General features: G+C 50.0%; 22 protein-coding genes. 14 read left to right on the top strand and 8 right to left on the bottom strand.

The annotated features are described in order from the left end of the window. Positions 1-12: 12 nt before the first annotated feature. The 3 genes from GC178_06805 to GC178_06795 are packed head-to-tail and all read left to right on the top strand — an operon-like array spanning position 13 to position 2,437. On the top strand, positions 13-747 hold the full coding sequence (locus GC178_06805; protein MBI1287273.1) for a glycosyltransferase: 735 nt from the start codon (positions 13-15) through the stop codon (positions 745-747). 2 nt (positions 748-749) lie between these two features. After that, positions 750-2,087 carry a dihydroorotase gene (locus GC178_06800; GenBank protein ID MBI1287272.1) on the top strand — a complete coding sequence of 446 codons (1,338 nt, stop codon included), beginning with the start codon at positions 750-752 and terminating at the stop codon, positions 2,085-2,087. Continuing rightward, the gene (locus GC178_06795) at positions 2,084-2,437 is read left to right on the top strand and encodes a DUF4296 domain-containing protein (protein MBI1287271.1); all 354 of its coding nucleotides are present in this window, start codon (positions 2,084-2,086) and stop codon (positions 2,435-2,437) included. The genes GC178_06800 and GC178_06795 overlap by 4 nt, the downstream gene beginning before the upstream one ends. Here GC178_06795 and GC178_06790 read toward each other — a convergent pair. Continuing rightward, positions 2,421-3,446: an NAD-dependent epimerase/dehydratase family protein gene (locus GC178_06790; protein ID MBI1287270.1), complete on the bottom strand. Its 1,026-nt coding sequence runs from the start codon at positions 3,444-3,446 to the stop codon at positions 2,421-2,423. The two genes, GC178_06795 and GC178_06790, sit on opposite strands and share 17 nt — an antisense overlap. A 71-nt stretch (positions 3,447-3,517) precedes the next feature. On the opposite strand from GC178_06790, the gene pgk reads away from it, so the two are divergent. After that, positions 3,518-4,708: a phosphoglycerate kinase gene (pgk, locus tag GC178_06785; GenBank protein ID MBI1287269.1), complete on the top strand. Its 1,191-nt coding sequence runs from the start codon at positions 3,518-3,520 to the stop codon at positions 4,706-4,708. Here pgk and GC178_06780 read toward each other — a convergent pair. Together GC178_06780 and GC178_06775 are read right to left on the bottom strand one after the other, a co-directional pair. After that, positions 4,695-5,255 (bottom strand): hypothetical protein, encoded by a 561-nt coding sequence (locus GC178_06780; GenBank protein ID MBI1287268.1) that lies wholly within the window; start codon positions 5,253-5,255, stop codon positions 4,695-4,697. The genes pgk and GC178_06780 overlap by 14 nt on opposite strands. Continuing rightward, entirely contained in the window at positions 5,255-6,418 is a 1,164-nt protein-coding gene (locus GC178_06775) for a VWA domain-containing protein (protein ID MBI1287267.1), read from the bottom strand. The genes GC178_06780 and GC178_06775 overlap by 1 nt, the downstream gene beginning before the upstream one ends. Before the next feature lie 57 nt (positions 6,419-6,475). On the opposite strand from GC178_06775, the gene GC178_06770 reads away from it, so the two are divergent. Further along, complete coding sequence (locus GC178_06770) at positions 6,476-6,823, top strand: hypothetical protein (protein ID MBI1287266.1); 348 nt, start codon at positions 6,476-6,478, stop codon at positions 6,821-6,823. Here the strand turns inward: GC178_06770 and GC178_06765 are convergent, their stop codons facing one another. Then, positions 6,824-7,192 (bottom strand): hypothetical protein, encoded by a 369-nt coding sequence (locus GC178_06765; protein MBI1287265.1) that lies wholly within the window; start codon positions 7,190-7,192, stop codon positions 6,824-6,826. Positions 7,193-7,230: 38 nt separating this feature from the next. After that, positions 7,231-7,599, bottom strand: coding sequence for a hypothetical protein (locus tag GC178_06760; GenBank protein ID MBI1287264.1), 369 nt, complete (start codon positions 7,597-7,599; stop codon positions 7,231-7,233). 90 nt (positions 7,600-7,689) lie between these two features. Here GC178_06760 and GC178_06755 point away from each other — a divergent pair, with 90 nt between their 5' ends. The 8 genes from GC178_06755 to GC178_06720 all read left to right on the top strand — a co-directional run bounded on the left by GC178_06755 (position 7,690) and on the right by GC178_06720 (position 16,954). Continuing rightward, positions 7,690-8,388 carry a peptidylprolyl isomerase gene (locus GC178_06755; GenBank protein MBI1287263.1) on the top strand — a complete coding sequence of 233 codons (699 nt, stop codon included), beginning with the start codon at positions 7,690-7,692 and terminating at the stop codon, positions 8,386-8,388. A 62-nt stretch (positions 8,389-8,450) separates the two neighbouring features. After that, a complete protein-coding gene (gene pheS, locus GC178_06750; protein MBI1287262.1) occupies positions 8,451-9,473 on the top strand; it encodes a phenylalanine--tRNA ligase subunit alpha in 1,023 nt (340 codons plus the stop codon). Between the two features lie 48 nt (positions 9,474-9,521). Continuing rightward, positions 9,522-11,063, top strand: a complete 1,542-nt coding sequence (locus GC178_06745) for a methylmalonyl-CoA carboxyltransferase (GenBank protein ID MBI1287261.1) — start codon at positions 9,522-9,524, stop codon at positions 11,061-11,063. Positions 11,064-11,124: 61 nt separating this feature from the next. Further along, positions 11,125-13,083, top strand: a complete 1,959-nt coding sequence (locus GC178_06740; GenBank protein MBI1287260.1) for a tetratricopeptide repeat protein — start codon at positions 11,125-11,127, stop codon at positions 13,081-13,083. Next, positions 13,080-13,715: a response regulator gene (locus tag GC178_06735; GenBank protein ID MBI1287259.1), complete on the top strand. Its 636-nt coding sequence runs from the start codon at positions 13,080-13,082 to the stop codon at positions 13,713-13,715. Before GC178_06740 ends, GC178_06735 begins: the two co-directional genes overlap by 4 nt. 115 nt (positions 13,716-13,830) lie before the next feature. Then, on the top strand, positions 13,831-15,435 hold the full coding sequence (locus tag GC178_06730; GenBank protein MBI1287258.1) for a S8 family serine peptidase: 1,605 nt from the start codon (positions 13,831-13,833) through the stop codon (positions 15,433-15,435). 49 nt (positions 15,436-15,484) lie between these two features. Beyond that, complete coding sequence (locus GC178_06725) at positions 15,485-15,877, top strand: hypothetical protein (GenBank protein ID MBI1287257.1); 393 nt, start codon at positions 15,485-15,487, stop codon at positions 15,875-15,877. Positions 15,878-15,880: 3 nt separating this feature from the next. Further along, entirely contained in the window at positions 15,881-16,954 is a 1,074-nt protein-coding gene (locus GC178_06720) for an FAD-dependent oxidoreductase (GenBank protein ID MBI1287256.1), read from the top strand. On the opposite strand, the gene lipB is transcribed toward GC178_06720, so the two are convergent. The 3 genes from lipB to GC178_06705 form a co-directional block, all read right to left on the bottom strand. Next, positions 16,939-17,649, bottom strand: coding sequence for a lipoyl(octanoyl) transferase LipB (gene lipB, locus GC178_06715; protein MBI1287255.1), 711 nt, complete (start codon positions 17,647-17,649; stop codon positions 16,939-16,941). The genes GC178_06720 and lipB overlap by 16 nt on opposite strands. A 115-nt stretch (positions 17,650-17,764) precedes the next feature. Then, on the bottom strand, positions 17,765-18,748 hold the full coding sequence (locus GC178_06710; protein ID MBI1287254.1) for a bifunctional phosphoglucose/phosphomannose isomerase: 984 nt from the start codon (positions 18,746-18,748) through the stop codon (positions 17,765-17,767). A gap of 1 nt (position 18,749) precedes the next feature. Further along, positions 18,750-20,723, bottom strand: coding sequence for a CocE/NonD family hydrolase (locus tag GC178_06705; GenBank protein MBI1287253.1), 1,974 nt, complete (start codon positions 20,721-20,723; stop codon positions 18,750-18,752). A gap of 83 nt (positions 20,724-20,806) precedes the next feature. Between GC178_06705 and lysS the strand changes: the two genes are divergently transcribed. Further along, a complete protein-coding gene (gene lysS, locus GC178_06700) occupies positions 20,807-22,516 on the top strand; it encodes a lysine--tRNA ligase (GenBank protein ID MBI1287252.1) in 1,710 nt (569 codons plus the stop codon). Positions 22,517-22,521 lie beyond the last annotated feature (5 nt).

Here is a 22,521-nt window from a genome sequence, read left to right as displayed (position 1 = left end):
TAGCCGACCACCGTGTCCGACAGCCTCGTCATCATACCGACCTACAACGAAAAGGAGAACATCGAAAAGATGGTCCGAACGGTGATGTCGTTGCAGAAAGACTTCCACCTGCTGATCATTGACGATGGTTCGCCCGATGGAACGGCCAATTTGGTGAAAGCCATGATGCCCGAGTTCGATGGGCGGCTTTTTATTGAGGAACGGAAGGGAAAACTGGGACTGGGAACTGCTTACATCCACGGCTTCAAATGGGCGCTGCAGCGCGATTATGGGTTCATCTTCGAGATGGACTGCGATTTCTCGCACAATCCGCAAGACCTCATCAAACTCTACGAAGGGGCGGTGAACGGACCGGCCGACCTTGTCATCGGCTCGCGGTACATAAAAGGTGTGAATGTGGTGAACTGGCCCATGGGGCGCGTACTGATGTCGTACTACGCTTCGGCCTACGTGCGGTTCGTTACCGGCATGCCGATACGCGACACCACCGCTGGATTCAAGTGCTACCGCAGAATTGTGCTGGAGACCATTCCGTTGGATGAAGTGAAGTTCTTCGGATACGCTTTCCAGATCGAAATGAAATTCTTGGCCTGGAAGTATGGATTCAAGTTGCTGGAAGTGCCCATCATCTTCACAGACAGAACTGCGGGCGAATCGAAAATGAGTTCAGGAATCTTCAAAGAAGCCATTTTCGGTGTGCTGCAAATGCGCTGGAAAAGCCTGTTCACGAATTACAAAAAAGCATAAGTATGAGCCGATTTCTGATCAAAGGAGCCACCATTGTCAACGAAGGAAAACAGGAGCACAAAGACGTGCTTCTTGAGAACGGACTGATCGCCAAGATCGGAGACAACATCTCTGCAGATGGAAACGTGACCGAGATCAACGCAGACGGGCTTTTTCTCCTTCCGGGCGTAATTGATGACCAAGTGCATTTCCGCGAGCCGGGACTGACGCACAAGGGCGAACTTTTCACCGAATCGCGCGCAGCGGTTGCGGGCGGCATTACCAGCTACATGGAAATGCCGAACACGGTTCCGAACGCGTTGACGCAGGAATTGCTTCAGGACAAATACGACCGGGCCGCGCAGGTCTCGTTGGCCAACTATTCGTTCTTCATGGGGGCATCCAACGACAATTTGGATGAGGTGCTGAAAACCGATGACAGGAACGTTTGTGGCGTAAAGATCTTCATGGGCTCATCAACCGGAAACATGCTGGTGGACAATGAAGCTACGCTGGATGGAATTTTCTCCGAATGTCCGTTATTGATCGCTACGCATTGCGAAGACGAAGCGACCATCCGCGCCAACACGGCAGCGGCCATTGAGCGTTTCGGAGAGGATATTCCGATAACGGAACACCCGAAGATCCGAAGCGTAGAGGCGTGTTACCTTTCCTCTTCCAAGGCCGTTGAGTTGGCCAAGAAGCACAACACCCGCCTACACATTCTGCACATCTCCACCGAAAAGGAAACGCACCTTTTTGATAATTCGGTGCCGTTGGCGCAGAAACGCATCACGGCCGAGGCGTGCATCCATCATCTCACCTTCAACGATTCGATGTATGAAACGAAGGGAACGTTGCTGAAATGGAACCCTGCGGTGAAAACCGAAGCGGACAGGCAAGGTGTTTTCAAAGCACTGCTGGAAGACCGCATCGACATTATTGCCACCGACCACGCCCCGCACACGTGGGAGGAAAAACAGAACAAATACCTGAAGGCACCGTCTGGCGGGCCATTGGTGCAACATGCGCTCCCCGCCATGATGGAACACGTACGGAACGGTGCCATCAGCATTGAACGCATGGTGGAGAAAATGTGCCACGCACCTGCCATCTGCTTTCAGTTGGAAAATCGTGGCTACATCCGCGAGGGCTATGCTGCCGACCTCGTGCTGGTGAATCCGAACCAAGCGTGGACGGTTTCTAAGGAGAACATCCTTTACAAATGCGGCTGGTCCATTTTTGAGGGAACGACCTTCCAATCTTCCATCACACACACCTTTGTGAACGGGCATTTGGCCTACGCCAACGGCAAGCTGGATGATTCGAAACTTGGAGAACGATTGACCTTTGACAGATGAACGGTCGTTATTGGTTATTGGTTATTGGCTGCCTTTGGTTTGGCTCGTGCCAAGAGAACGCGGAAAAGAAGCCCGATTATCTGCTGGATGAAGACAAAATGGTTTCGGTAATGGTGGATATGCACTTGGTGGAAACAGCACAGAACCTGAAGGTGATCGAACCCGATTCGGCCAATCTGAACTATGATCGGATGTTCGAGTCCATTTTTGTTTCTCACGGAGTTACCAAAACCGAGTTTGACAGCAGCCTGTACTACTATTCTACCCGCACGGAAGAGATGAACGTGATCTACGATAAGGTGCTGGAACAGCTTTCGGAGCTGGAATCGGAGGTCAACTCTGACCAGTAGTCGCCTCTTTCACGTACTGCTGGCAAATGAATTCCAGCGTTTCATTCAGATCTTTGAACTTGAAATCCGGTAACGCTTTCAGCAATTTGCTGTTGTCGTAGCGGTTCAGTTGCATGGCATGATGCGCCACTTCTTTGGTGATGAACGGCTTTTTACCAGTTACCGCGCTCACCAATTTCTCCGCGCGCCACGTGAGTTCGGTCATCAAAGGCGTGGCCTCAAAGCGAGGTGACTTCTTGTTCATGTGAGTTGCAATCCGCTCAAACACTTCCTTGAACTTCCTGTTCTCCGCTCCCACAATGAAGCGCTCGTTACGTACATCCGATGCCATCAAACGGATCATCACCTCGGCCACATCCAACACATCCACGAAACAGTTTCCGCCTCGCGTGTAGAAAGGCAGTCCGTTCCACGTTCTTCGGAACATGGCGCCCGTGCTGGCGTTCCAATCGCCAGGGCCGATAATGAGTGATGGATTGACCATGAACGCGTCCAGCCCTTCCACAATACCGCGCCAAACCTCCATCTCTGCGTGGTACTTGCTTACCGCGTAGGCTGCATTGTGATCGGAATCCTTCCACTCGTTCTTCTCGCTGATCACCTCTTCCGAACCATCTCGGCCAATGGCCGCCACCGAACTGACATGACACAGGCGCACGCCATCACACTCCAAACACAGGTTCACGACATTGGCCGTTCCTTCCACATTCACCTTGTGCATGTACGGCTGCTCGGCAGGTAGGAACGTAACGCCTGCCGCACAATGATACACTTGCTCCACGCCTTCCAGCGCATCTTCCAAACTGTGCACATCAAGTACATCGCCTTTTACCCACTCTATCTTTTCCCAGATGCTTTGCGGATTTTCATGGTAATAGCCAAAGGTTCTTATCACCGAATCGCGCTTGGCCTCCGTGCGGTAGATCGCCCTCACGCGCTCCCCGTTCTCAACCAATTTAAGCAGTAGATGCGACCCTAAAAGCCCCGTTCCTCCGGTAACAAGTATCATGTTCCAAAAATATGATTCGCGTAACGTTGGCCCTTACCAAATGGCAATTCGCGATTTCTATTTTTGCGGCCATGAAAACAATGGACTCTTTCTCGTTTGCCGGTAAAAAAGCGTTGATCCGTGTAGATTTCAACGTTCCGTTGGATGATGCCTTCAATATTACCGATGACACACGCATTGTGGCCGCGTTGCCAACCATCAAAAAAATATTGAAAGATGGCGGGTCCGTTATTCTGATGAGCCACTTGGGCAGACCTAAAAACGGTCCGGAGAACAAATTCTCGCTGAAGCACTTGATCCCTCACCTTTCTGAGTTGTTAGGCGTTGAGGTTGCTTTTGCTTCCGATTGCATGGGGGAAGTTGCCGAAACTGCTGCTGCTAATTTGAGCGCGGGAGATGTGCTGCTGCTGGAAAACCTCCGTTTTCATAAAGAGGAAGAGGCGGGCGATAAGGATTTCGCTGGCCAATTGGCCAAATTGGGCGATGTGTATGTGAATGATGCCTTCGGAACCGCTCACCGCGCGCATGCTTCCACAACGATTGTGGCCGAGTTCTTCCCAGAAGACAAGATGTTCGGCTACCTGTTGGCGAAGGAAATTGAGAGCATCGATAAGGTTCTGACCTCAGCCGAAAGGCCGTTGACCGCCATTATGGGTGGTGCGAAGGTTTCTTCAAAGATCTCCATCATCACCAATCTCATCGGTCGCGTTGACAACATCATTATCGGTGGCGGTATGAGCTACACGTTTGCCAAAGCGTTGGGTGGAAGTGTAGGAAACTCATTGGTTGAAGACGATTACTTGGAAACCGCCAAGCAGATTCTGGCCGATGCAAAGGAAAAAGGTGTCCAGATTCTGCTTCCAGAAGATACCGTTGCCGGAGACGCGTTTGACAACAATGCCAACAAGCAGACGTGCGACACGAATGCCATTCCTGATGGCTGGTTAGGATTGGATATCGGTCCTGCGACCGAGAAAACCTATGCAGAAGTGATCAACGCATCCAAAACCATCCTTTGGAACGGACCGATGGGCGTTTTTGAAATGGAATCGTTCCAGCATGGAACAAAAGCCGTGGCGCTTTCCATCGCGGAAGCAACCAAAAATGGTGCATTCTCACTTATTGGTGGTGGCGATTCGGTTGCGGCCATCAACAAGTTCAACCTTGCCGATCAGGTAAGCTATGTTTCCACAGGCGGTGGCGCGCTTTTGGAGTACATGGAAGGAACCGAACTGCCTGGTATCAAGGCTATTCGTGGATAAGGTCGCGGACCGCATCGCGCGCCTTGTCAACCTTTCGGTCGAATTTATCCAAAATGGAATCCTTGTCAATGTCCTCCAGAACAGGAAGAATGAACGGTGCCAATTGCGTTACCGGTGAATAGAGAAATGACTTTTCGGCCGTTTCGCCCCGATTGAACTTATCCAGCAGCTCAAACCGCGTAAGCATCATGATGAAGATGCTCAGGATAAAGGCCATTCTGAATATTCCGAATGCCGCCCCTGCGGCTTTGTTTGCCCATCCCAACGCAACCGCTTTTGCCAATCCTTCAATAGCCTTGGCAAACATGTGTACCAACAGCACCACCCCGATAAAGATGATGGCGAAAGAGATGATCGGAAGGAATTCGTTGGTCAGATCCGTGTTCTTGTAGAGATACTCCGAAAGTTCCTGTGCAAAACGAACTGCGAGATAAACTCCCGCAATAAGTGCAACAAGCCGTGCAACCTCCATGATGAGGCCGCTGGTGAGCCCTTTGTAAAGTCCCCAGAACAATGGAATTGCCAATGCAATGTCAAGCCAACTCATCAGTACGATAATGTATGACCGTAACGCTCTGCGGTCTTTACAATTGTGCGGTTCACCACACCAAAGAATGTTTTACCGAAACGGTAGTTCTGCATCTTTTCGCGCTTTTCCTCTAAGAATGCCTCGCGCTGTGTACTGAGCATTTTGATGATGGAAATGTATTCCTTCCGTTCGTAGTTCACTTCGGCCAAGTGCATTTTGTATTCATCATCCGTCATGGCCGATAACGATTCATCCACGGTTTTCATGCTCACTTTCATGATGTCGCCCCCGGTGTTCATGTAATCGATGAGATCCCAAGACGCATTTTTTCCCTGATACAGTTGCGTGGCCTTGAAAAACGTGCGCGCCTCTACCTGATTCTCTCCCTGCAACTCCGCTTCTACATCCAGATCGGCCTGCATCTCATATCGCGCCAGGCCATTCTTCCCATAATACACATAGGTGGTGTTGATCATATTGCTTGCTTCGCGAAGCATGGCACCATCGTATGGTTTTTCCAGAACGATGGCGGGTTCTTTCAGCCCGATGATGTTGAAATCGCCTCCGGTTGATTCAGCAATGGACTTCCACTCGGCCTGTTCGGTCTGGTTGGAATAGGTGAGAAAATATAGGGAATGAATGACAATGCCCTTGTCTTTTGCGTCCTGAACGGCCTTTTTGTAACCCGGCCCGGCCGATGGTTTTCCGTTGCCGGCCAAGAACAGCATCCGTGCAGAATTGGGATGCTGCGACCACGAGATGTCGTTGATGGCCACATCCAACGCGTGTCCCATGAAGTAGTTTCCGGGAGCCGTTACATCTTTGATCTGAAAGAACGGATATGCGGCCGCGTCAATATCATCTGTGAGGTCGGAAATGATGCTGACATAGTTGTTCTCCTTCTTGAAACTGGGGCGGCCCATGCACACGATGCCGATGCGGTAGTTCGGTGTCGGGTCGAGCCGTGACACCTCGTTCTGGATCTCCCAGAACTTACTTCTTACAGATGCAAGGATTCCGCCCGTGCTTCCACTTATGTCAATCACAAATACAACATCGATCGTTGCCTGGTCATCCGCAGTCTTGTCTTTCGAATCAAGCCTGTTGAGATCTGTGGCCGAGCCAAAATATGACGCAGCTAAAAGAAGCGCCAACATCCAATACCTTAAAACCCTCCCCATACTCTCGGCAAAAATAGTTTTTTGAACATACGAGGCATCCCTAACTAACTTTGTGCCATGAATGACCTTGATATACAACGCGATTGGCGCGAACTGGTTACACGCTTGGAAGAACGCTTTGGTAATGGGCTTGACCTTGACGCGGTGATCTTTCTGGTAGGCGTGCAGGAACTGGGGCAGGGTTATCGCGTCTTCAAGAAACAGGAGAAGACCGACCTGATGCACATTGCCATCTGCCGCCTGCTGATGCAATACGGCTATTACGAGTATTTAGGTATGGATGAGGACGGCTGGCCGCATTACAAGGAATTGGCCAAGCTGCCACGGCTCAACCCAACGCAACAAAGCCTCTTAATGAAAGAGGCTTTGATAGATTATTTCCGACAAATGGATATGCCGAACTGATCAGAGAGGGAAGGTCACGGTCTTTTCTTCCGTTTCTCCCTGTTTCAGGATAATGTAATTATCAAGATCGGCATTGCCCAGCGAGGTGGTCACATCATACTTGATGATGACATCCTCGAACCAAACAAAGGTGGATTTGCCATCTGTTCCCGAAAGGATGATCGTATCGATCTTCGACCCGATCTGCTCCGAGTAAAAACGTACGGAGGCCAGCACCACCGGCACCTGCACCGTATCTCCCGTGATAAAATTCACAGAGTCCTTCAACACCGTTACAATTCCTTTGGCATCTCTGTTCTTTTTGCACGAAGATGAACCTATGAGCAGACCCAATAGGATAAGCGGCAGTAAAAGTTTAGCGTGTTTCATTGTATTCAATTTCAACCGTAAAATTAACCGAATACTGTTTACTGAGGAAGAACAATCGTTTTTGTAGTGGTCTTCCCTTGCTCCAATTGTACTGGATTGCCATTGGACACCCGTCCTTCGTACGATACATCGCACAGCAGAACAGCATCGTACTCGTAAGTGAAATTGACCACGCCCTGTGCGTCCGAAACCAAAATTTCATCCACTTGAGAAGGTGGGTTGGCATAGATTCTCACCTCCGCACCTTCTATCGGTCGGGTTCTGTGCACGGTTCCCTGAGTTGCCGTATATTCTTCCACCACATTGATGGTGGTGGATGCCGTTTTCTGCTTTCCGCACGAGAATAGACCTACTGCCGTTACAAATAGTAGAAAAAGGAAACCCGATCTTGAAAACTTCGTATTCATCTGGAATGTTTTTTGGTTAGCCTTGCGTTCGCTTAACGGCCTTTTAGCAGCCGAAACATAAATGTACAAACAAAAGACCAGAGTAACACTATGAAACAATTGATCTTAACGCTTTCTGTTGCACTATTGAGTGTTGGCGCTTTCGCGCAGAAGCAGAAGAAAGAGCCCATTGTGCTCATCAGCACCACTTACGGAGATATAAAACTGAAGCTCTACAACGAAACACCATTGCACCGCGACAACTTTTTGGAGTTGGCCCGTTCGGGAAAGTACAATGGCTCGGTATTCCATCGCATCATCGATCGATTCATGATTCAGGGGGGTGGTAATGCCAACTTGGGCACAATTGACAACCGACCGTTGATACCTGCCGAGATCAACCCGAAGTTCATTCATAAAAAAGGGGCTTTGGCTGCCGCGAGAACAGGCGACAACATCAACCCCGAACGAAAATCATCTGGGTCTCAATTCTACATCGTTCACGGAAGATCATTTTCAGAGGACATGATCAAGTCCATGGAGCAGCGAATGGGTATTACCTACACAGATGAGCAACGCAAAACTTATGCTGAAGTTGGCGGAGCTCCTCATCTTGACATGCAATACACCGTTTTCGGAGAGGTGATCGAAGGATTGGACGTGGTTGATAAGATCGCTGCTGTGAAGACATTGAAATCGTTGTCGCAAGAAGAGCTACAGGCACTTTACGCCAGCCATCCTGAGTTAATGGGTCAGGGAGACCGCCCGGTAGAGGACATCATCATGAAGGTGACCGTGATCAGCGAGTAACCATTTATAGAACATCCAATGAAGCAGGCCGCCAATTCAGCGGCCTGTTTTACTTTTGGGCCATGCTTAAGAAACTCGAAGAGTACGAGAAACAGATCCGGGAACTGGTTATTGCCAGCACAGACGATCTGGAGAATTTCCGCTTGCAGTTCCTTTCCAAGAAGGGAATCATCCCACAGCTTTTCACTGCATTTCGAGACGTTCCGAACGAGCAGAAAAAGGCGTTCGGGCAGAAGCTGAACGAGCTGAAAAATCTGGCTGAGGCCAAATTCAAGGAACTTCAGGCAGAACTGAAATCAAATTCAAAACGGGTTTCTGACGATGTGGATCTGACCGTTCCGCCATTCCCGATGGAAATGGGAACGCGGCATCCTGTGAATATGGTCCGTAGAGAGGTAGTGGGCATTTTCGAACGCATCGGATTCACCGTTTCGGAAGGGCCTGAGATCGAGGATGATTGGCATAATTTCTCTGCGTTGAACTTCCCTCCAGAACATCCCGCACGTGATATGCAGGACACGTTCTTTGTGGCCAAAGACCCTGACTTCGCATTGCGCACGCACACTTCTTCGGTACAGGTGCGTGTAATGGAAGGTCAGAAACCACCAATAAGGACAATTTCTCCCGGAAGGGTTTTCCGAAATGAGGCCATCTCGGCACGGGCGCATTGTATCTTCCATCAAATTGAGGGTCTTTACATTGATAAGAACGTTTCGTTTGCGGATATGAAAGACACGCTGCTCTACTTTGCACGCGAATTCTACGGCCCCGAAACAAAAATCCGCTTGCGGCCATCATACTTCCCGTTTACGGAACCAAGTGCCGAAATGGATGTTTACTGGGGACTGGAAACGGAGGCCGACCATCGCATTACCAAAGGAACCGGTTGGCTGGAAGTTTTGGGTTGCGGCATGGTGGACCCGAACGTGCTGAGATCATGCGGCATCGACCCGGAGGAATATTCCGGGTTTGCTTTCGGAATGGGCATTGAGCGTACAGCCATGCTCAAATACCAAGTAAAGGATCTGCGGTTGTTCTTCGAGAACGACAAACGCTTCCTCGACCAATTCAAAAGTGCATTTTAATAAAGCCGTCAACTTTTAAAAAGTTGACGGCTTTACAATCAACGCAAGATGAAAGAACGCATCAAAGAACTGAAGGAGAAACAGGAACTGGCCCAACTGGGCGGTGGTGAGAAACGCATCGAATCGCAACATGCCAAAGGCAAGTTGACCGCCCGTGAGCGCATTGCGCTGTTGATGGATGAAGGCAGTTTTGAGGAGATCGGCATGTTCGTCACGCACCGTTCGCAAGAGTTCGGGCTGGACAGACAGAAGTTCTTGGGCGATGGCGTCATCACGGGTTACGGAACCATCAACGGACGACTGGTGTATGTTTTCGCGCAGGATTTCACGGTTTTCGGTGGTTCCCTGGCCGAAATGCACGCCAAGAAGATCGTCCGCATCATGGATCTGGCCATGGAAAATGGTGCGCCCGTCATCGGCCTGAATGACTCTGGTGGAGCACGGATTCAGGAAGGCGTGGTCTCGTTGGGCGGCTACGCGGATATATTCTATCGCAACACGTTGGCCTCTGGCGTCATTCCACAGATCTCGGCCATTATGGGGCCTTGCGCAGGTGGCGCGGTGTATTCTCCTGCCCTCACCGATTTTGTAATGATGGTGGAGAATTCGAGCTACATGTTCGTAACAGGTCCGCACGTGGTAAAAACAGTGACACACGAAGAAGTTACCTCGGAGGAACTGGGCGGAGCGAGTGCGCATTCCGCCAAATCGGGTGTTACGCATTTCTCGTGCGGCAACGACCTTGCCTGCATCGAACACATCAAGAAGTTGCTCAGTTACATGCCGCAGAACTGCGAAGAGGAATCGCCACAGCTGCCATACAAAGCGAGCGAAGAGTCGAGACCTGCACTTGATGATATTGTTCCTGAAAACCCGAACCAGCCCTACGACATCAAAGAGGTGATCGCTGGTGTGGTGGATGAAGGCTCGTTCTTGGAGGTTCACAAGGATTTTGCCGAGAACATTGTGGTAGGCTTTGCCCGATTGGCAGGGAAGAGCATCGGCATTGTGGCCAATCAACCGGCCGTTCTGGCGGGTGTGTTGGATATTCATGCTTCGCAGAAAGGTGGGCGTTTTGTGCGTTTCTGCGATTGTTTCAATATTCCGCTTTTGGTGTTTGAAGATGTTCCAGGCTTCCTTCCAGGAACCGATCAGGAGTGGAACGGCATCATCTCCAACGGGGCCAAACTGCTTTACGCGTTCAGCGAAGCCACGGTTCCGCGCATTACCGTCATCACGCGAAAAGCGTATGGTGGTGCTTACGATGTAATGAACAGCAAGCACATTGGTGCGGATATGAACTATGCTTGGCCTACGGCCGAAATTGCGGTGATGGGCGCGAAAGGTGCTGCGGAGATCATCTTCCGCCATGAAATACAGGCGGCTGATGACCCGGAAACGAAACTCAAGGAAAGGGAGCAGGAGTATCTGGAGCATTTTGCCAATCCATACCGTGCGGCCGAACGCGGCTACGTGGATGAAGTGATCATTCCATCAGAAACCCGTGAAAAGCTGATCAAGGCGTTCTCCATGCTGAAGAATAAAGCACGGACGCTTCCGCGGAAAAAACACGGGAACATTCCGTTGTAGGTTCGGAATTCTTAAGGATTGCTTTCCTTTACGGGTGCAGATCAACCTCAAACCCCACATTATGATTTGCATGATCCGCATTTTGCGCACGCTTGTGCTGCTCGCTTTTCTGTTGCCGTCCATGGTGTACGGGCAATCGAAAAAGGACAGCCTGCTCCACGTACTCAGCTCTTCCGGGTTCAGCGATTCGCTGTGCAACGACCTGATATGGGTGTACGTGTTCAACCAGCCCGATTCGGCTATTTATTTCGGCAACCGAGGGCTTGATTGGGCCAAGGCGCACGAGAAAGAGAAATTCCTCGGAACGCTGTACAATCGCATTGGCGTGGCCTATGACGTAAAGTCCATTCCAGACTCTGCACTTTACTGGTACAATCTGGCGTTGAACCAGGCCAGAAAACGGGGAAACTTACAGACCGAAGGCGGAGCACTCAACAACATCGGTCTCATCTATTGGAACAATGGCGAACTGGACAAGGCCATTGACCACTACATCCGCGCAGCGCAGAAGTTTGAACAGATCGGAAACCTGATGGGGTTGGGGAACACCTACAACAACATCGGCATCATTCTTTTTGAGGACAACCAGATCGAAAAGAGCATGCGCTACTATCGGCAGGCGCTCAAGATCCGCTTCAAGACAGGACACAAGACGGGAATTGCGGCCACCTACATCAATATCTCGCAGCTTTACGCCAAAGACTACCTCAACAACAGCGATTCTTCCATCCATTATGTGCTTTCGGCCATCCCGCTTTACAAAGAGGTGAACGACCTCTACGGCCTGTCGCGGGCGTATCGAGAACTTGCAGACAACTATGCGGGCGTGGACCGCTACAATGATGCGTTGGTTGCCTACCGCCAAGCGCTGAGCATACAGGTGGGTCTGGGGAACTCGGAAGGGTATGCATCCACCTATTACAACATTGCGGGAATCTATAAAAAGCTGCGTGACCCGAAGAATGAGCTGGCCTATTTGGACTCGGCCCAGATACTGGCCGAGCGGAACAAAGACCTGTCGTTACTTTGGAAAGTTTACCGCACCAAGGCCCGAACTTTTGGAAGAATCGGGCGGCACGAAGACGCTTATCCGTACTGGATCGCCTACGACAACCTGAAAGACAGTCTGGTGAATGCGGAGCGGAGTCTTCAGGTTGAAGAATTGGAAACGCAATACCGAACCGCCCAAAAAGACCGCGAGATAGCAGACAAGAAAACCGCCTTGGCCGAAGCGCGGCTGAAACTCGAAAACCGCACCAAATGGATATTCGGACTTCTTGGCGGGCTGGCCTCCTTTCTATTGCTTGCCTTTGCTCTATTTCAGGTTTACCGAAGAAAAACACAGGCCGATAAGGATGCAGCCATTATTGCCGAGCGCGAGCGCGGATTGCAGGCCATGATACAGGCCACGGAAGAAGAACGGAAACGCATTGCAAAAGACCTGCACGATGGAATTGTCCAATCGCTTACGGGACTGAGCCTTCGATTGCAGAAGGGATTTTCCATGGTAGAAGAACCCTCCGAGGAGTTGAAAAGCCGCTACCGCGAATCGAACACCATGCTGAACGAATCGATTGCCGAACTACGGAACATCAGCCACCAAATGATGCCACGTGTGCTGAGCGATATGGGATTGATCCCTGCGCTGCAGGACATGCTTGAAAAAAGCCTCGGCAGCACCGACATCCAATATGAGTTCGAGCACCACAAAGTGGAAGGGGAACGATTCCCAGAAAATCTGGAAGTGAGCCTTTACCGCATCTGCCAAGAACTGGTGAACAACATCATCAAACATTCGGACGCAAAAGCTGTCTCGGTGCAGTTGCTAAAAACCGCTTCGCACTTGGTTCTGGTTGTGGAGGACAACGGAAAGGGATTTACATTTGATTCGCCCGAAAACAGCAACGGAATCGGATTGATGAATATTTCCAGTCGCGCCAAAGCGCTGAAAGGAGAAGTGAATTACGAGCCAAGCCCCGAACATGGAACTGTCGCAACCATTAGAATACCATTACCATGAGCGACATCCGATTGATCTTAGTTGATGACCACCAGATCGTTCTTGACGGCCTCAAAGCCCTTTTGGACGATATCGATGGTTTTGATTGTGTGGCCACGGCCGATAATGGCCAAAAGGCGCTTGACCTTCTAAAGGTTTTCGATATCGACCTTGTGCTCATGGACCTCGACATGCCTGTGATGAACGGGGTGGATGCCACCCGAAGGATCAAAAAAGATCATCCGAACGTAAAGGTCATTTCACTTACGCAGCACAACGAGCGCGGCATGGTGCAGCAATTGCTCGAATGCGGATCGGACGGCTACCTGCTCAAGAATATCGCTCAGGATGAACTTGCCAATGCCATACGGAAAGTTGTTTCGGGCGAACGCGTCTTCTCTGAAGAAGTGACCATGAGCCTGGCAGGAAAAGCCGTGGAAAAGAATGCGAATGGCGTGGAGGTGGAACTCACCGAACGGGAAATTGAGATCCTGACACTCATTGCCGAAGGGCTGAGCAGCAAGCAGATCGGAGAGAAGCTCTTCATCAGCCCGCGCACGGTTGACACCCACCGCACCAACCTGATGAACAAACTCGACATCCACAACATTGCAGGATTGATCCGCTTTGCTTTGAAGAACGGCTACGCGTAACACGCAAATCATAAAAGACGTTAGATCGTCCGATTGTCAAAAACCACTTGGCTCATTTTTGCGTTCGCATTGGCAAAACATCGGTATCATTACCGCCCAAACAGAATAGAACTCCATGAATTTCAATTATCGCACACTCCTAACGATCGGCCTTTCGCTGGTCATTTCACTTACGGGTTTCGCGCAAGACGACTCGCTGAAAGGCTGGCAGCACAAAGACCCATCAGAAGGAACACCTGGCGTTGGAACCGACAAAGCCTACGAACTGCTGAAAGACCGCAAACCGACCAAAGTCGTGGTGGCCATTATCGATTCGGGCGTTGATACCGACCACGAAGACCTGAAAGAACACATTTGGACAAACGAGGACGAGATTCCAGGAAACGGAATTGATGACGATAAGAACGGCTACGTGGATGACATCCACGGCTGGAATTTTCTTGGAAATGCCGCTGGTGTGAACTTGGACGAGGCCAATCTGGAGATTACACGCATCTACCGAAAACTGGCACCGAAGTTCGGAGAGATTGAATCGGAAAAGGATGTTGCCAAGGCCGATCGCGAAGACTACAAACTGTTCAAGAAAGCGGAGGAAACGATCCTTAAAGAGCTGAACGAGTCTGCCAACGAATTCGGACAGATCGATGCGTTTGTCACCGTTTACAAGGCTGCCGACAGCACCGCCAAGGCAGAACTCGGTGAGAATTACACGACCGAGCAACTGCTGAGCTGGGCACCCGAATCAGACGACCTCAAACTTTATCAAAGTGTTCTTGCGGGTTTGGCGCAGGACGAAACCTTCAGTTTCGAAGGGCTGATGGATTACCACAAATACCTGAAGGACAAACTGGAATATCACTATAACCCACGGTTTGTGGACCGTGCTGTTTTAGGTGATGATTACGAGAACACATCCGAGCATTTCTACGGAAACAATGATGTTTCTGCTCCGCACAACGACCACGGCACGCACGTTTCAGGAATTGTAGGCGCTGTGCGAAACAACGATATCGGTATGAACGGTATCTGCGAGAATGTGGAACTGATGATCCTTCGCACCGTTCCTAACGGAGATGAGTTCGACAAGGATGTGGCCAACGCCATTCGCTATGCGGCCGACAATGGCGCGCAGATCATGAACATGAGTTTCGGTAAGCCTTATTCTCCGCAGGTGGATGCTGTTTACGAGGCGATCAAGTATGCCGAGGACAAAGGCGTGCTCATGGTTCACGGAGCTGGAAATGACGCGGCCAACATCGACAAAGTGGCCAATTATCCCAATCCGTATTACTCTTTCCAGAAGAAACCATGCGCCACGTGGCTTGCCGTTGGCGCTTCTGGCCCTACCGAAGATGACCACTTGGTTGGCGTTTTTTCGAACTATGGCAAGAAGAAACTGGACATTTTCGCGCCTGGCGTACAGATCTATTCGGCAAAGCCAGATGATACGTACGAGTTCGCTGATGGCACAAGCATGGCCGCTCCTGTGGTTACAGGTGTTGCCGCGCTCATCAAATCGTATTTTCCCAACATCACCGCTGTTCAGTTGCGGGAACTTCTGATGGAGTCGGCCACAGATTTTTCCAAAGAAAAAGTGTTGATGCCCGATGAGGACCGCGACCCTACCAAGTTGACCAAATTCAAAAAACTGTCGAAAACAGGTGGCATCGTGAACGCTTACAACGCGGCCAAACTGGCGTTGACAAAATATTCTGAGTAGGCTTCCGTTACTTTTTCATTAAATTGGGGTAACCAAATCCTCCCCTACCATGAAAAAGTTCATAGCCGTTATTGCTGGTCTGCTGGTAGCTTTTGTGCTCGTTACAGCAGGTACGTTCGCTTCCATCAAATTCTTTGGAAACTTAGATGTCTTCAGCCTTTCCATTGATGGTCTCAGGCAGACCATTTCGGCACTTTCTGTCATTGGGCTGGTGCTGGTCATTGTTTCTCATGCCATCGGCTCCTTGGCAGGTGGAGTTACGGTCGGGTTTATTCTGAAGGAAGATACGATGAACGTTGGACTGACACTTGGGGCCATCTTGACGGTCCTTGGCATGGTCAATATGATCATTGCGGATGTCTATCCTGATTGGTTCTATCTGGATTTCTTCGTGTTCATTCCCTTGTCTATGTTTGGCGCCAATTACACGTCCAAACTATAGCACTTGAAACAGACGGAGAACCTGATCATCGGCCTCGGAATTGCTGGCCTGAATCTCTGTCACCAGCTCGAAAAGGCAGGAAAGTCATTTCTGGTTATTGACCGTTGCCCCGAAAATTCATCTTCGCTGATCGCTGGCGGAATCTACAACCCAGTTGTTCTTAAACGTAAAGTGAAAAGCTGGAAGGTTGACGAACTGTTTCCATTTCTGGTTCAGACTTACCGAGAACTCGAACAGCAACTTGGCGTTGATTTTCTGTTGCACGATTTCCCGATTCTGAAACCGATAAGTTCAGCGGGTGAGCTAACTGAGTGGCAACAGGCCGTTGATGAAAACCGACTTTCTCCGTATGTCAATTCAGTTGAGAAGAAAGTTCCTGAAGGCCCGTTTCAAAATAGTGTCCTCGGAAGTGTTACAATAAAGATTTCGGGTTTTGTCCGAATTGAAAAATTGGTAACTGCCTATCGAAATTACCTGAAAGAAAAAGAACTTTTGGTAGAGGATGAGCTCTCCTATCAAGCACTTAAAACTGAGAAAGCGATTACATACAACGATATTTCAGCCGACCGTATTGTTTTTTGTGAAGGTCGCTTCATCTCCGAAAACCCGTTCTTCAACTGGTTGCCGTTTCGGCCAACCAAAGGTCAGATGCTTACCGTTCGCGTTTCGGATGATCTAACACCCGACAGAATCTACAACCAGCAGTTTCTGCTGTTCCCAACGGAAGAGAAGAACATCTTCCGCCTTGGCGCAACTTACGAATGGCACAATTTGGATGAGACACCAAGTCAAAAATCCACCAAAGAGTTGCTTGAACGCGCACAAAAGGCCTTAAACATCGACTTTGAGGTTTTGGATGCTCAGGCGGCCATTCGCCCCAACGTAGCCGACAGAAGACCGACCATTGGCCGTCACCCTGAAATGGAAAACGTGCTTCTGTTCAATGGCATGGGTTCCAAGGGTGTGATGCTTGCTCCTTACTTCGCGGAGCAACTGATAAACCATATTTACGAAGGGGCGGAAATTGACCAAGAAGTGAATTTGAACCGCTTCGGCAAGCGCTACACGAATTCTTGAATACCGAGTTCTTTGGCAATCTGAGCTTTCAGTTTGTCTTTCACCTCTTGCTCACTGACTTCTTTCCTCAACTCTGCTTGCATGGAAGTGACCGCTTTGTCGTCAATTCCGCAGGGAATGATGTGCTTGTAATACTCCAGGTCAGTATTCACATTTAGTGCAAAGCCATGCATGGTTACCCAGCGGCTGGTGTGCATACCGAAGGCGCAGATCTTCCGTGCTTTTTCGGGTTTTTCCCAATCGATCCACACGCCTGTAAAACCTTTAGGTCCACGACCTGCAATGATGCCATATTCAGCCAACGTGGCGATGATGGCATCTTCGAGCTTATCGATGAACTTATGGATGTCGTGGAAGAAGAAATCGAGGTCGAAGATCGGATAACCGACAATTTGGCCTGGGCCGTGGTAGGTGATGTCGCCTCCACGGTTGATGTGATAGAACTCCGCGCCATGTATCTTGAGTTCGCTTTGCGTTAGCAGGAGATTTTCCTCCTTTCCGCTTTTGCCCAATGTGTAAACGTGCGGATGCGAACAGAAGATCAATCTACTTTCTGTGTGCTTCGGGTATTCTGGATTGAGCTTGTTCCACTTTTTGCGTTCCACCATTTCGTGGAACAGTTCCAACTGGTAATCCCAACATTCCTTGTACGGAACGAGGCCTTTGTCTTCGAAATAAACGTTGTGCTTTTCCATTGAACCGCAAAGACGCAAAGTCAGCGCAAAGGTCGCAGAGATTATTTAACTACAGAGAACACAAAGTCGGACACGGAGTTCGCAGAGTGTGTCCCCCTTTGGGGGATTTAGGGGGCTACAACTTGGCCAATTCGCCCTTCAAATGGTCAATCACCTTAACCTCCGTGATGTCAACACCTTTTTTCTCTCCGAGGAAAAATGAAACCCAATCTCCCAAGTGAATCAGATACAGCGCGCGCTGAAGGTCTGATGTTCCCTTCGACCAAACCTCAACAATAGTGTTCGTGTACTCCGAAAGCGTGCCTTTGTTGATTTCCATCCGTGCTTGAATGTTCTTGAAATCCGTCTCGTTGCGAAAAATGACAACTGCCAGGTCTTCGTTCTTGTCTCTCCACCCAACCAGTTCGTTGTGGTTCATCTCTGGAATAACGTGATGCCAGCAGAGCATCTTAGCATTCTCGTTCACCTGCTGGCGGAAGCGCGTGGCCACACCCCCAAAACCATCTGCCGCATAGATCACAGGAATTTTACCGAACAGCTTTTCCGTTACCTGCTTGGCTTCGTCCTGAATCGCAATTTCGTTGTCATCCAACAGTTTGATCGCAGCTTCCAGTTCTTTCTCAAACTTTTTAGAAATGATGTCGTGTGCATGCAACACGTACAGCACTTCTGGGAATGAAAGCCCGAAACTTGCACGTGGCGGCTGCCCTCCTGGAATGCCAATGAAATCCCAACCGAACTCATCGGCCATTTCCTTCAGTTTTCCACCGCTGGAAACGACCACGATCTTGGCTCCTTCCTCATGCGCCAACTTAGCTGCGCTAATGGTTTCTTCGGTATTTCCTGAATACGAACACGCCAAGAAAAGCGTGTTGATGCCCACAAAATTTGGGATGAAATAGCCGTTGTTGGTGACAATCGGCACGCGTGCCTCTGAAGCCACAACCTCAGCCGCTATCGTTCCTCCTATTCCTGAGCCCCCGAGCCCAGAAATGAGCACGTTGGAGATGTTCGCGTTCCAATCAGATGGCTCGTAGGCATTGCCGATAACGATGGCATGTGCTACCTGATTCGTGAAGTCCTTGATAAGTTCTTTCATGTCAATTGACGTCTTTGTAAACAATAGGAAGACGGACAAAACTACCGTTATCTCCGCCCGTTTTGATATTCAGTTTTTCTGGTCGGATGCTTTCTTCGGGAATGTCGAAATGATCCTTATCGGCCACTCCTATTGCCATTCGGATTCGATTGCCCGCCATGACCGTATAACTGGTCGGAATCATGTTGATGACCGTCTTCTTAAACTCATCTGGTTTGAGTTTCACCATGTCCTTCTCTTTGAACGAATGCTGTGGAAAACAGCACGAATAATCGCCATCCTTGCACAGGTTCACATGGTTGATGTCGAGCATCCCTTCGGTGATGTAGCGGCTGGTGCCGTCAGGAAGCACTTCTTCCAAGTACGCGAAAACATGGCCTTCTCCTGTGTTGGTGCTCAAATTCAAATGAACTTCTGGATGACCCGTTATCTCCACATCCTTTTCCAGAACGGGCCCATCAAAAACCTCCATCAACAGATCCTGACCTCCTCGCGGGCCGTAATACGTTTTCTCATATTTGTAGAGCGTGGTCAATGAGTTCCAGCGTGTGCCACCACCTTTTTCCCCGTAGCCTGTTGTGGTGTTGTAATCGCAATTGTACGTCACGATCTCTTCCTTGGCGGGTTTTTCGTTCTCAAGCAATTCTGGCGAAAAGAACATCTCGGTCGATTGCACCTCTTTTGGGGGCCACGTGTTGGAAGCCTTCCACGCCTGCTCGCCCATGGTGAAATAATTAACTGGCGGTTCCTTATCCAATCCCGTGTCGATTCCCTTCACATATTGATCCAGGAACCGCAGTATCTCCATTTTGATGTTGAGTTCCTTTTCCTTGTTTCCTGTGAAATTGGTGAAGTATTGCCCTGGACCATGATCCCAAGGACCGATCATCACCCGCTTGGTGTTCGAAGTGTTCCAAAAACCTTTGAAAACCGAGTTCGGAAGCGCACCATCGAACCAACCCGAGATACGGAAGATCGGAACACCACCCGCCTGAATGTCTTCTTTACGGTTGTGAATGCTACAGTCGTCTGCCGTTAGCTCCGCACCGTGGCCACGGTCTGGTTCATCACGCGCCTCAATGCGATAAAGGCCATCGAAAATGTCGTAGTTGTCCTTGTGCTGCTCCATGGCCACATGCAGCTCCTCTCCCTTTTTGTCGCCATCGACAGGGTGCGGCTGTTTCACAAACGTGTCGATCTTCTTCCCGAAAACCGACATGTTATTGTTATCCAGCGAGTTGGTGGTCAACTTCCAAACCTTAATGAACGGTGACTGACGGATTCCTCCTGGAAAAACGATGTCGGTATAGAGGTCCCAGATATTGCTGCGCGGAACACACGCTTTCAGCGATGGGTGCTTCGTAATGAGCGCCAACTCGGCCGTTGTTCCCGTGTAGGAGATTCCAGTGGTGGCGGTCTTCCCATCAGACCACGGTTCTTTCACGATCCAATCGAGCATCTGCCCCATGTCGTTCACTTCCTGTGGCGAAAATTCCATGTCGCGGTGACCATAAGACGCGCCCGTTCCGCGCAAGTCAACAATCGCGACAGCATAACCGTGCGAGTTGAAGAACTTGACCTCATCCTCGGCAACACTTCCGAAAGCTGGGTCTTTCAGTCCACGCCAAAAGGCTTTGAGCTCGAATGTTCGCACATACCGAACGAAATAAACTACGGTCGGCACCTTCTTTCCTTCCTCCAAATTCTTTGGGAGAAAGACATCCACCGCCAGCTTCACGCCATCGCTCATCGGCACATACCGCGAATAATAATCGAAGGCCGCTTTGTACTGCGGTTCGGGGCTGTAGTGGGTTTGTCCAAGGGTTTTGTCGCCTTCCTTGCCTCCACCCGCTTGGGCGGGAGAAAAAAGAAAAAAGAGAACAAGAACAAAGGAAAGACGAAGGCTGCTTGCAAGCAGGATTCTCCCCTTTGGGGAGATGCCGAAGGCAGAGGGGCTTGTGGGGTTGTTTTTCATGCGAACGCGAATATAGTGTGTCTCAAAGTTTTGAAGCGAGGAAGCCTTGGCCTCGGCTGTTATCTTTGCGCAAAATTTTACGCATGCACGAACTAAGCGAACAGGAGATTGTCAGACGCGATGCGCTGAAGAAGCTCGAAGACCTTGGCATTGACCCGTATCCAGCGGCCGAATTCCCCGTGAACATTCTTGCTACGGACCTGAAGAAACGTTTCGAGGGTGGCGAAGAGTTGAACGATGTGGTTCTTGCTGGTCGCTTGATGAGCGTGCGTGTGATGGGAAAAGCCTCGTTTGCGGAGCTGCAAGATGCTTCTGGCCGTGTGCAGATCTACATCGCGAGAGACGAGATCTGCCCTGGCGATGACAAGACGCTTTATAATGAGGTGTTCAAGAAACTGCTCGATTTCGGTGATTTCATCGGCATTAAAGGGCATGTTTTCAGAACGCAGGTTGGCGAAACTTCAGTACATGTGAAGGAATTGACCGTGCTTGCCAAGTCGGTGAAGCCGCTGCCTGTGGTAAAGACCGATGCAGACGGAAAGGTGCATGATGCGGTGACCGATGCGGAGTTCCGCTATCGTCAGCGGTACGTGGATCTTGTGGTGAACCCGAAAACCAAAGAGGTTTTCAAGAAGCGCACGAAGCTTTACAGCGTGTTCCGCGATTACTTCAACGAGCATGATATTTTGGAGGTGGAAACGCCTATCCTGCAGGCCATTCCTGGTGGTGCAGCTGCACGTCCGTTCATCACGCATCATAACGCGCTGAACATTCCCCTTTATCTGCGTATTGCGAACGAGCTTTACCTGAAGCGATTGATCGTGGGCGGTTTCGATGGCGTGTACGAGTTCGCCAAGGATTTCCGTAACGAAGGCATGGACCGCACACACAATCCTGAGTTCACGGTGATGGAGATCTACGTGGCCTACAAGGATTACAATTGGATGATGGACTTCACCGAGAAGCTTCTCGAAAAAGCCTGTATTGCGCTGAATGGCACGACCGAGATCAAGTACGGAAACATGGAGGTGAGCTTCAAAGCGCCTTATCCACGCGTACCGATGCTGGATGCCATCAAGGAGCATACAGGTGTTGACATCACTGGCATGGGTGAGGAAGAATTGCGCCAAGTGTGCAAAGACCTTGGCGTGGAGGTTGACCCAAGCATGGGCAAAGGCAAACTCATCGATGAGATCTTTGGTGAGAAATGTGAGGCGAATTATGTTCAGCCAACATTCATCACGGATTATCCCGTTGAAATGTCGCCACTGACCAAAAAGCACCGCAGCAAAGAAGGATTGGTGGAGCGCTTTGAGCTGATGATCTGCGGAAAGGAGATTGCCAACGCATACTCTGAGCTGAACGATCCGTTGGAGCAGCGCGAGCGTTTTGAAGAGCAAATGCGTTTGGCCGACCGTGGTGATGATGAGGCCATGATGATCGATCAGGATTTCTTGCGCGCATTGGAATACGGCATGCCGCCAACTTCAGGAATGGGCATCGGCATGGATCGCTTGGCCATGATGCTGACCGACCAGCATTCTATTCAGGACATTCTGTTCTTCCCTCAGATGCGGCCAGAGAAAAAGACAGAGAAGAAAGTAGAGCTGAACGAGAACGAGAAACTTGTTTTCGACATTCTTGCCAAGAACTCGCCCATGGACCTGAACGACCTGAAAACCCGATCTGCTCTCAGCGGAAAGCAGTGGGACAAGAGCATCAAAGGGCTAACCTCTATGGGCGTTGCCAAGGTGACCAAGACGGATGCTGGGTTGACCGTGGAGGCGGTTTAACACCA

The sequence above is a fragment of the Flavobacteriales bacterium genome, from assembly GCA_016124845.1.
Classification (GTDB): Bacteria; Bacteroidota; Bacteroidia; order UBA10329; family UBA10329; genus UBA10329.
Note: the sequence above shows the minus strand (reverse complement) of the source record. Positions and strands in the feature narration are given on the sequence as shown.

Excerpts from the sequence above, each read along its gene's own strand:
- GC178_06800 (MBI1287272.1), top strand. The coding sequence starts at position 750 with ATGAGCCGATTTCTGATCAAAGGAGCCACCATTGTCAACGAAGGAAAA.
- GC178_06795 (MBI1287271.1), top strand. The coding sequence starts at position 2,084 with ATGAACGGTCGTTATTGGTTATTGGTTATTGGCTGCCTTTGGTTTGGC.
- GC178_06790 (MBI1287270.1), bottom strand. The coding sequence starts at position 3,446 with ATGATACTTGTTACCGGAGGAACGGGGCTTTTAGGGTCGCATCTACTG.
- pgk (MBI1287269.1), top strand. The coding sequence starts at position 3,518 with ATGAAAACAATGGACTCTTTCTCGTTTGCCGGTAAAAAAGCGTTGATC.
- GC178_06780 (MBI1287268.1), bottom strand. The coding sequence starts at position 5,255 with ATGAGTTGGCTTGACATTGCATTGGCAATTCCATTGTTCTGGGGACTT.
- GC178_06775 (MBI1287267.1), bottom strand. The coding sequence starts at position 6,418 with ATGGGGAGGGTTTTAAGGTATTGGATGTTGGCGCTTCTTTTAGCTGCG.
- GC178_06770 (MBI1287266.1), top strand. The coding sequence starts at position 6,476 with ATGAATGACCTTGATATACAACGCGATTGGCGCGAACTGGTTACACGC.
- GC178_06765 (MBI1287265.1), bottom strand. The coding sequence starts at position 7,192 with ATGAAACACGCTAAACTTTTACTGCCGCTTATCCTATTGGGTCTGCTC.
- GC178_06760 (MBI1287264.1), bottom strand. The coding sequence starts at position 7,599 with ATGAATACGAAGTTTTCAAGATCGGGTTTCCTTTTTCTACTATTTGTA.
- GC178_06755 (MBI1287263.1), top strand. The coding sequence starts at position 7,690 with ATGAAACAATTGATCTTAACGCTTTCTGTTGCACTATTGAGTGTTGGC.
- pheS (MBI1287262.1), top strand. The coding sequence starts at position 8,451 with ATGCTTAAGAAACTCGAAGAGTACGAGAAACAGATCCGGGAACTGGTT.
- GC178_06745 (MBI1287261.1), top strand. The coding sequence starts at position 9,522 with ATGAAAGAACGCATCAAAGAACTGAAGGAGAAACAGGAACTGGCCCAA.
- GC178_06740 (MBI1287260.1), top strand. The coding sequence starts at position 11,125 with ATGATTTGCATGATCCGCATTTTGCGCACGCTTGTGCTGCTCGCTTTT.
- GC178_06735 (MBI1287259.1), top strand. The coding sequence starts at position 13,080 with ATGAGCGACATCCGATTGATCTTAGTTGATGACCACCAGATCGTTCTT.
- GC178_06730 (MBI1287258.1), top strand. The coding sequence starts at position 13,831 with ATGAATTTCAATTATCGCACACTCCTAACGATCGGCCTTTCGCTGGTC.
- GC178_06725 (MBI1287257.1), top strand. The coding sequence starts at position 15,485 with ATGAAAAAGTTCATAGCCGTTATTGCTGGTCTGCTGGTAGCTTTTGTG.
- lipB (MBI1287255.1), bottom strand. The coding sequence starts at position 17,649 with ATGGAAAAGCACAACGTTTATTTCGAAGACAAAGGCCTCGTTCCGTAC.
- GC178_06710 (MBI1287254.1), bottom strand. The coding sequence starts at position 18,748 with ATGAAAGAACTTATCAAGGACTTCACGAATCAGGTAGCACATGCCATC.
- GC178_06705 (MBI1287253.1), bottom strand. The coding sequence starts at position 20,723 with ATGAAAAACAACCCCACAAGCCCCTCTGCCTTCGGCATCTCCCCAAAG.
- lysS (MBI1287252.1), top strand. The coding sequence starts at position 20,807 with ATGCACGAACTAAGCGAACAGGAGATTGTCAGACGCGATGCGCTGAAG.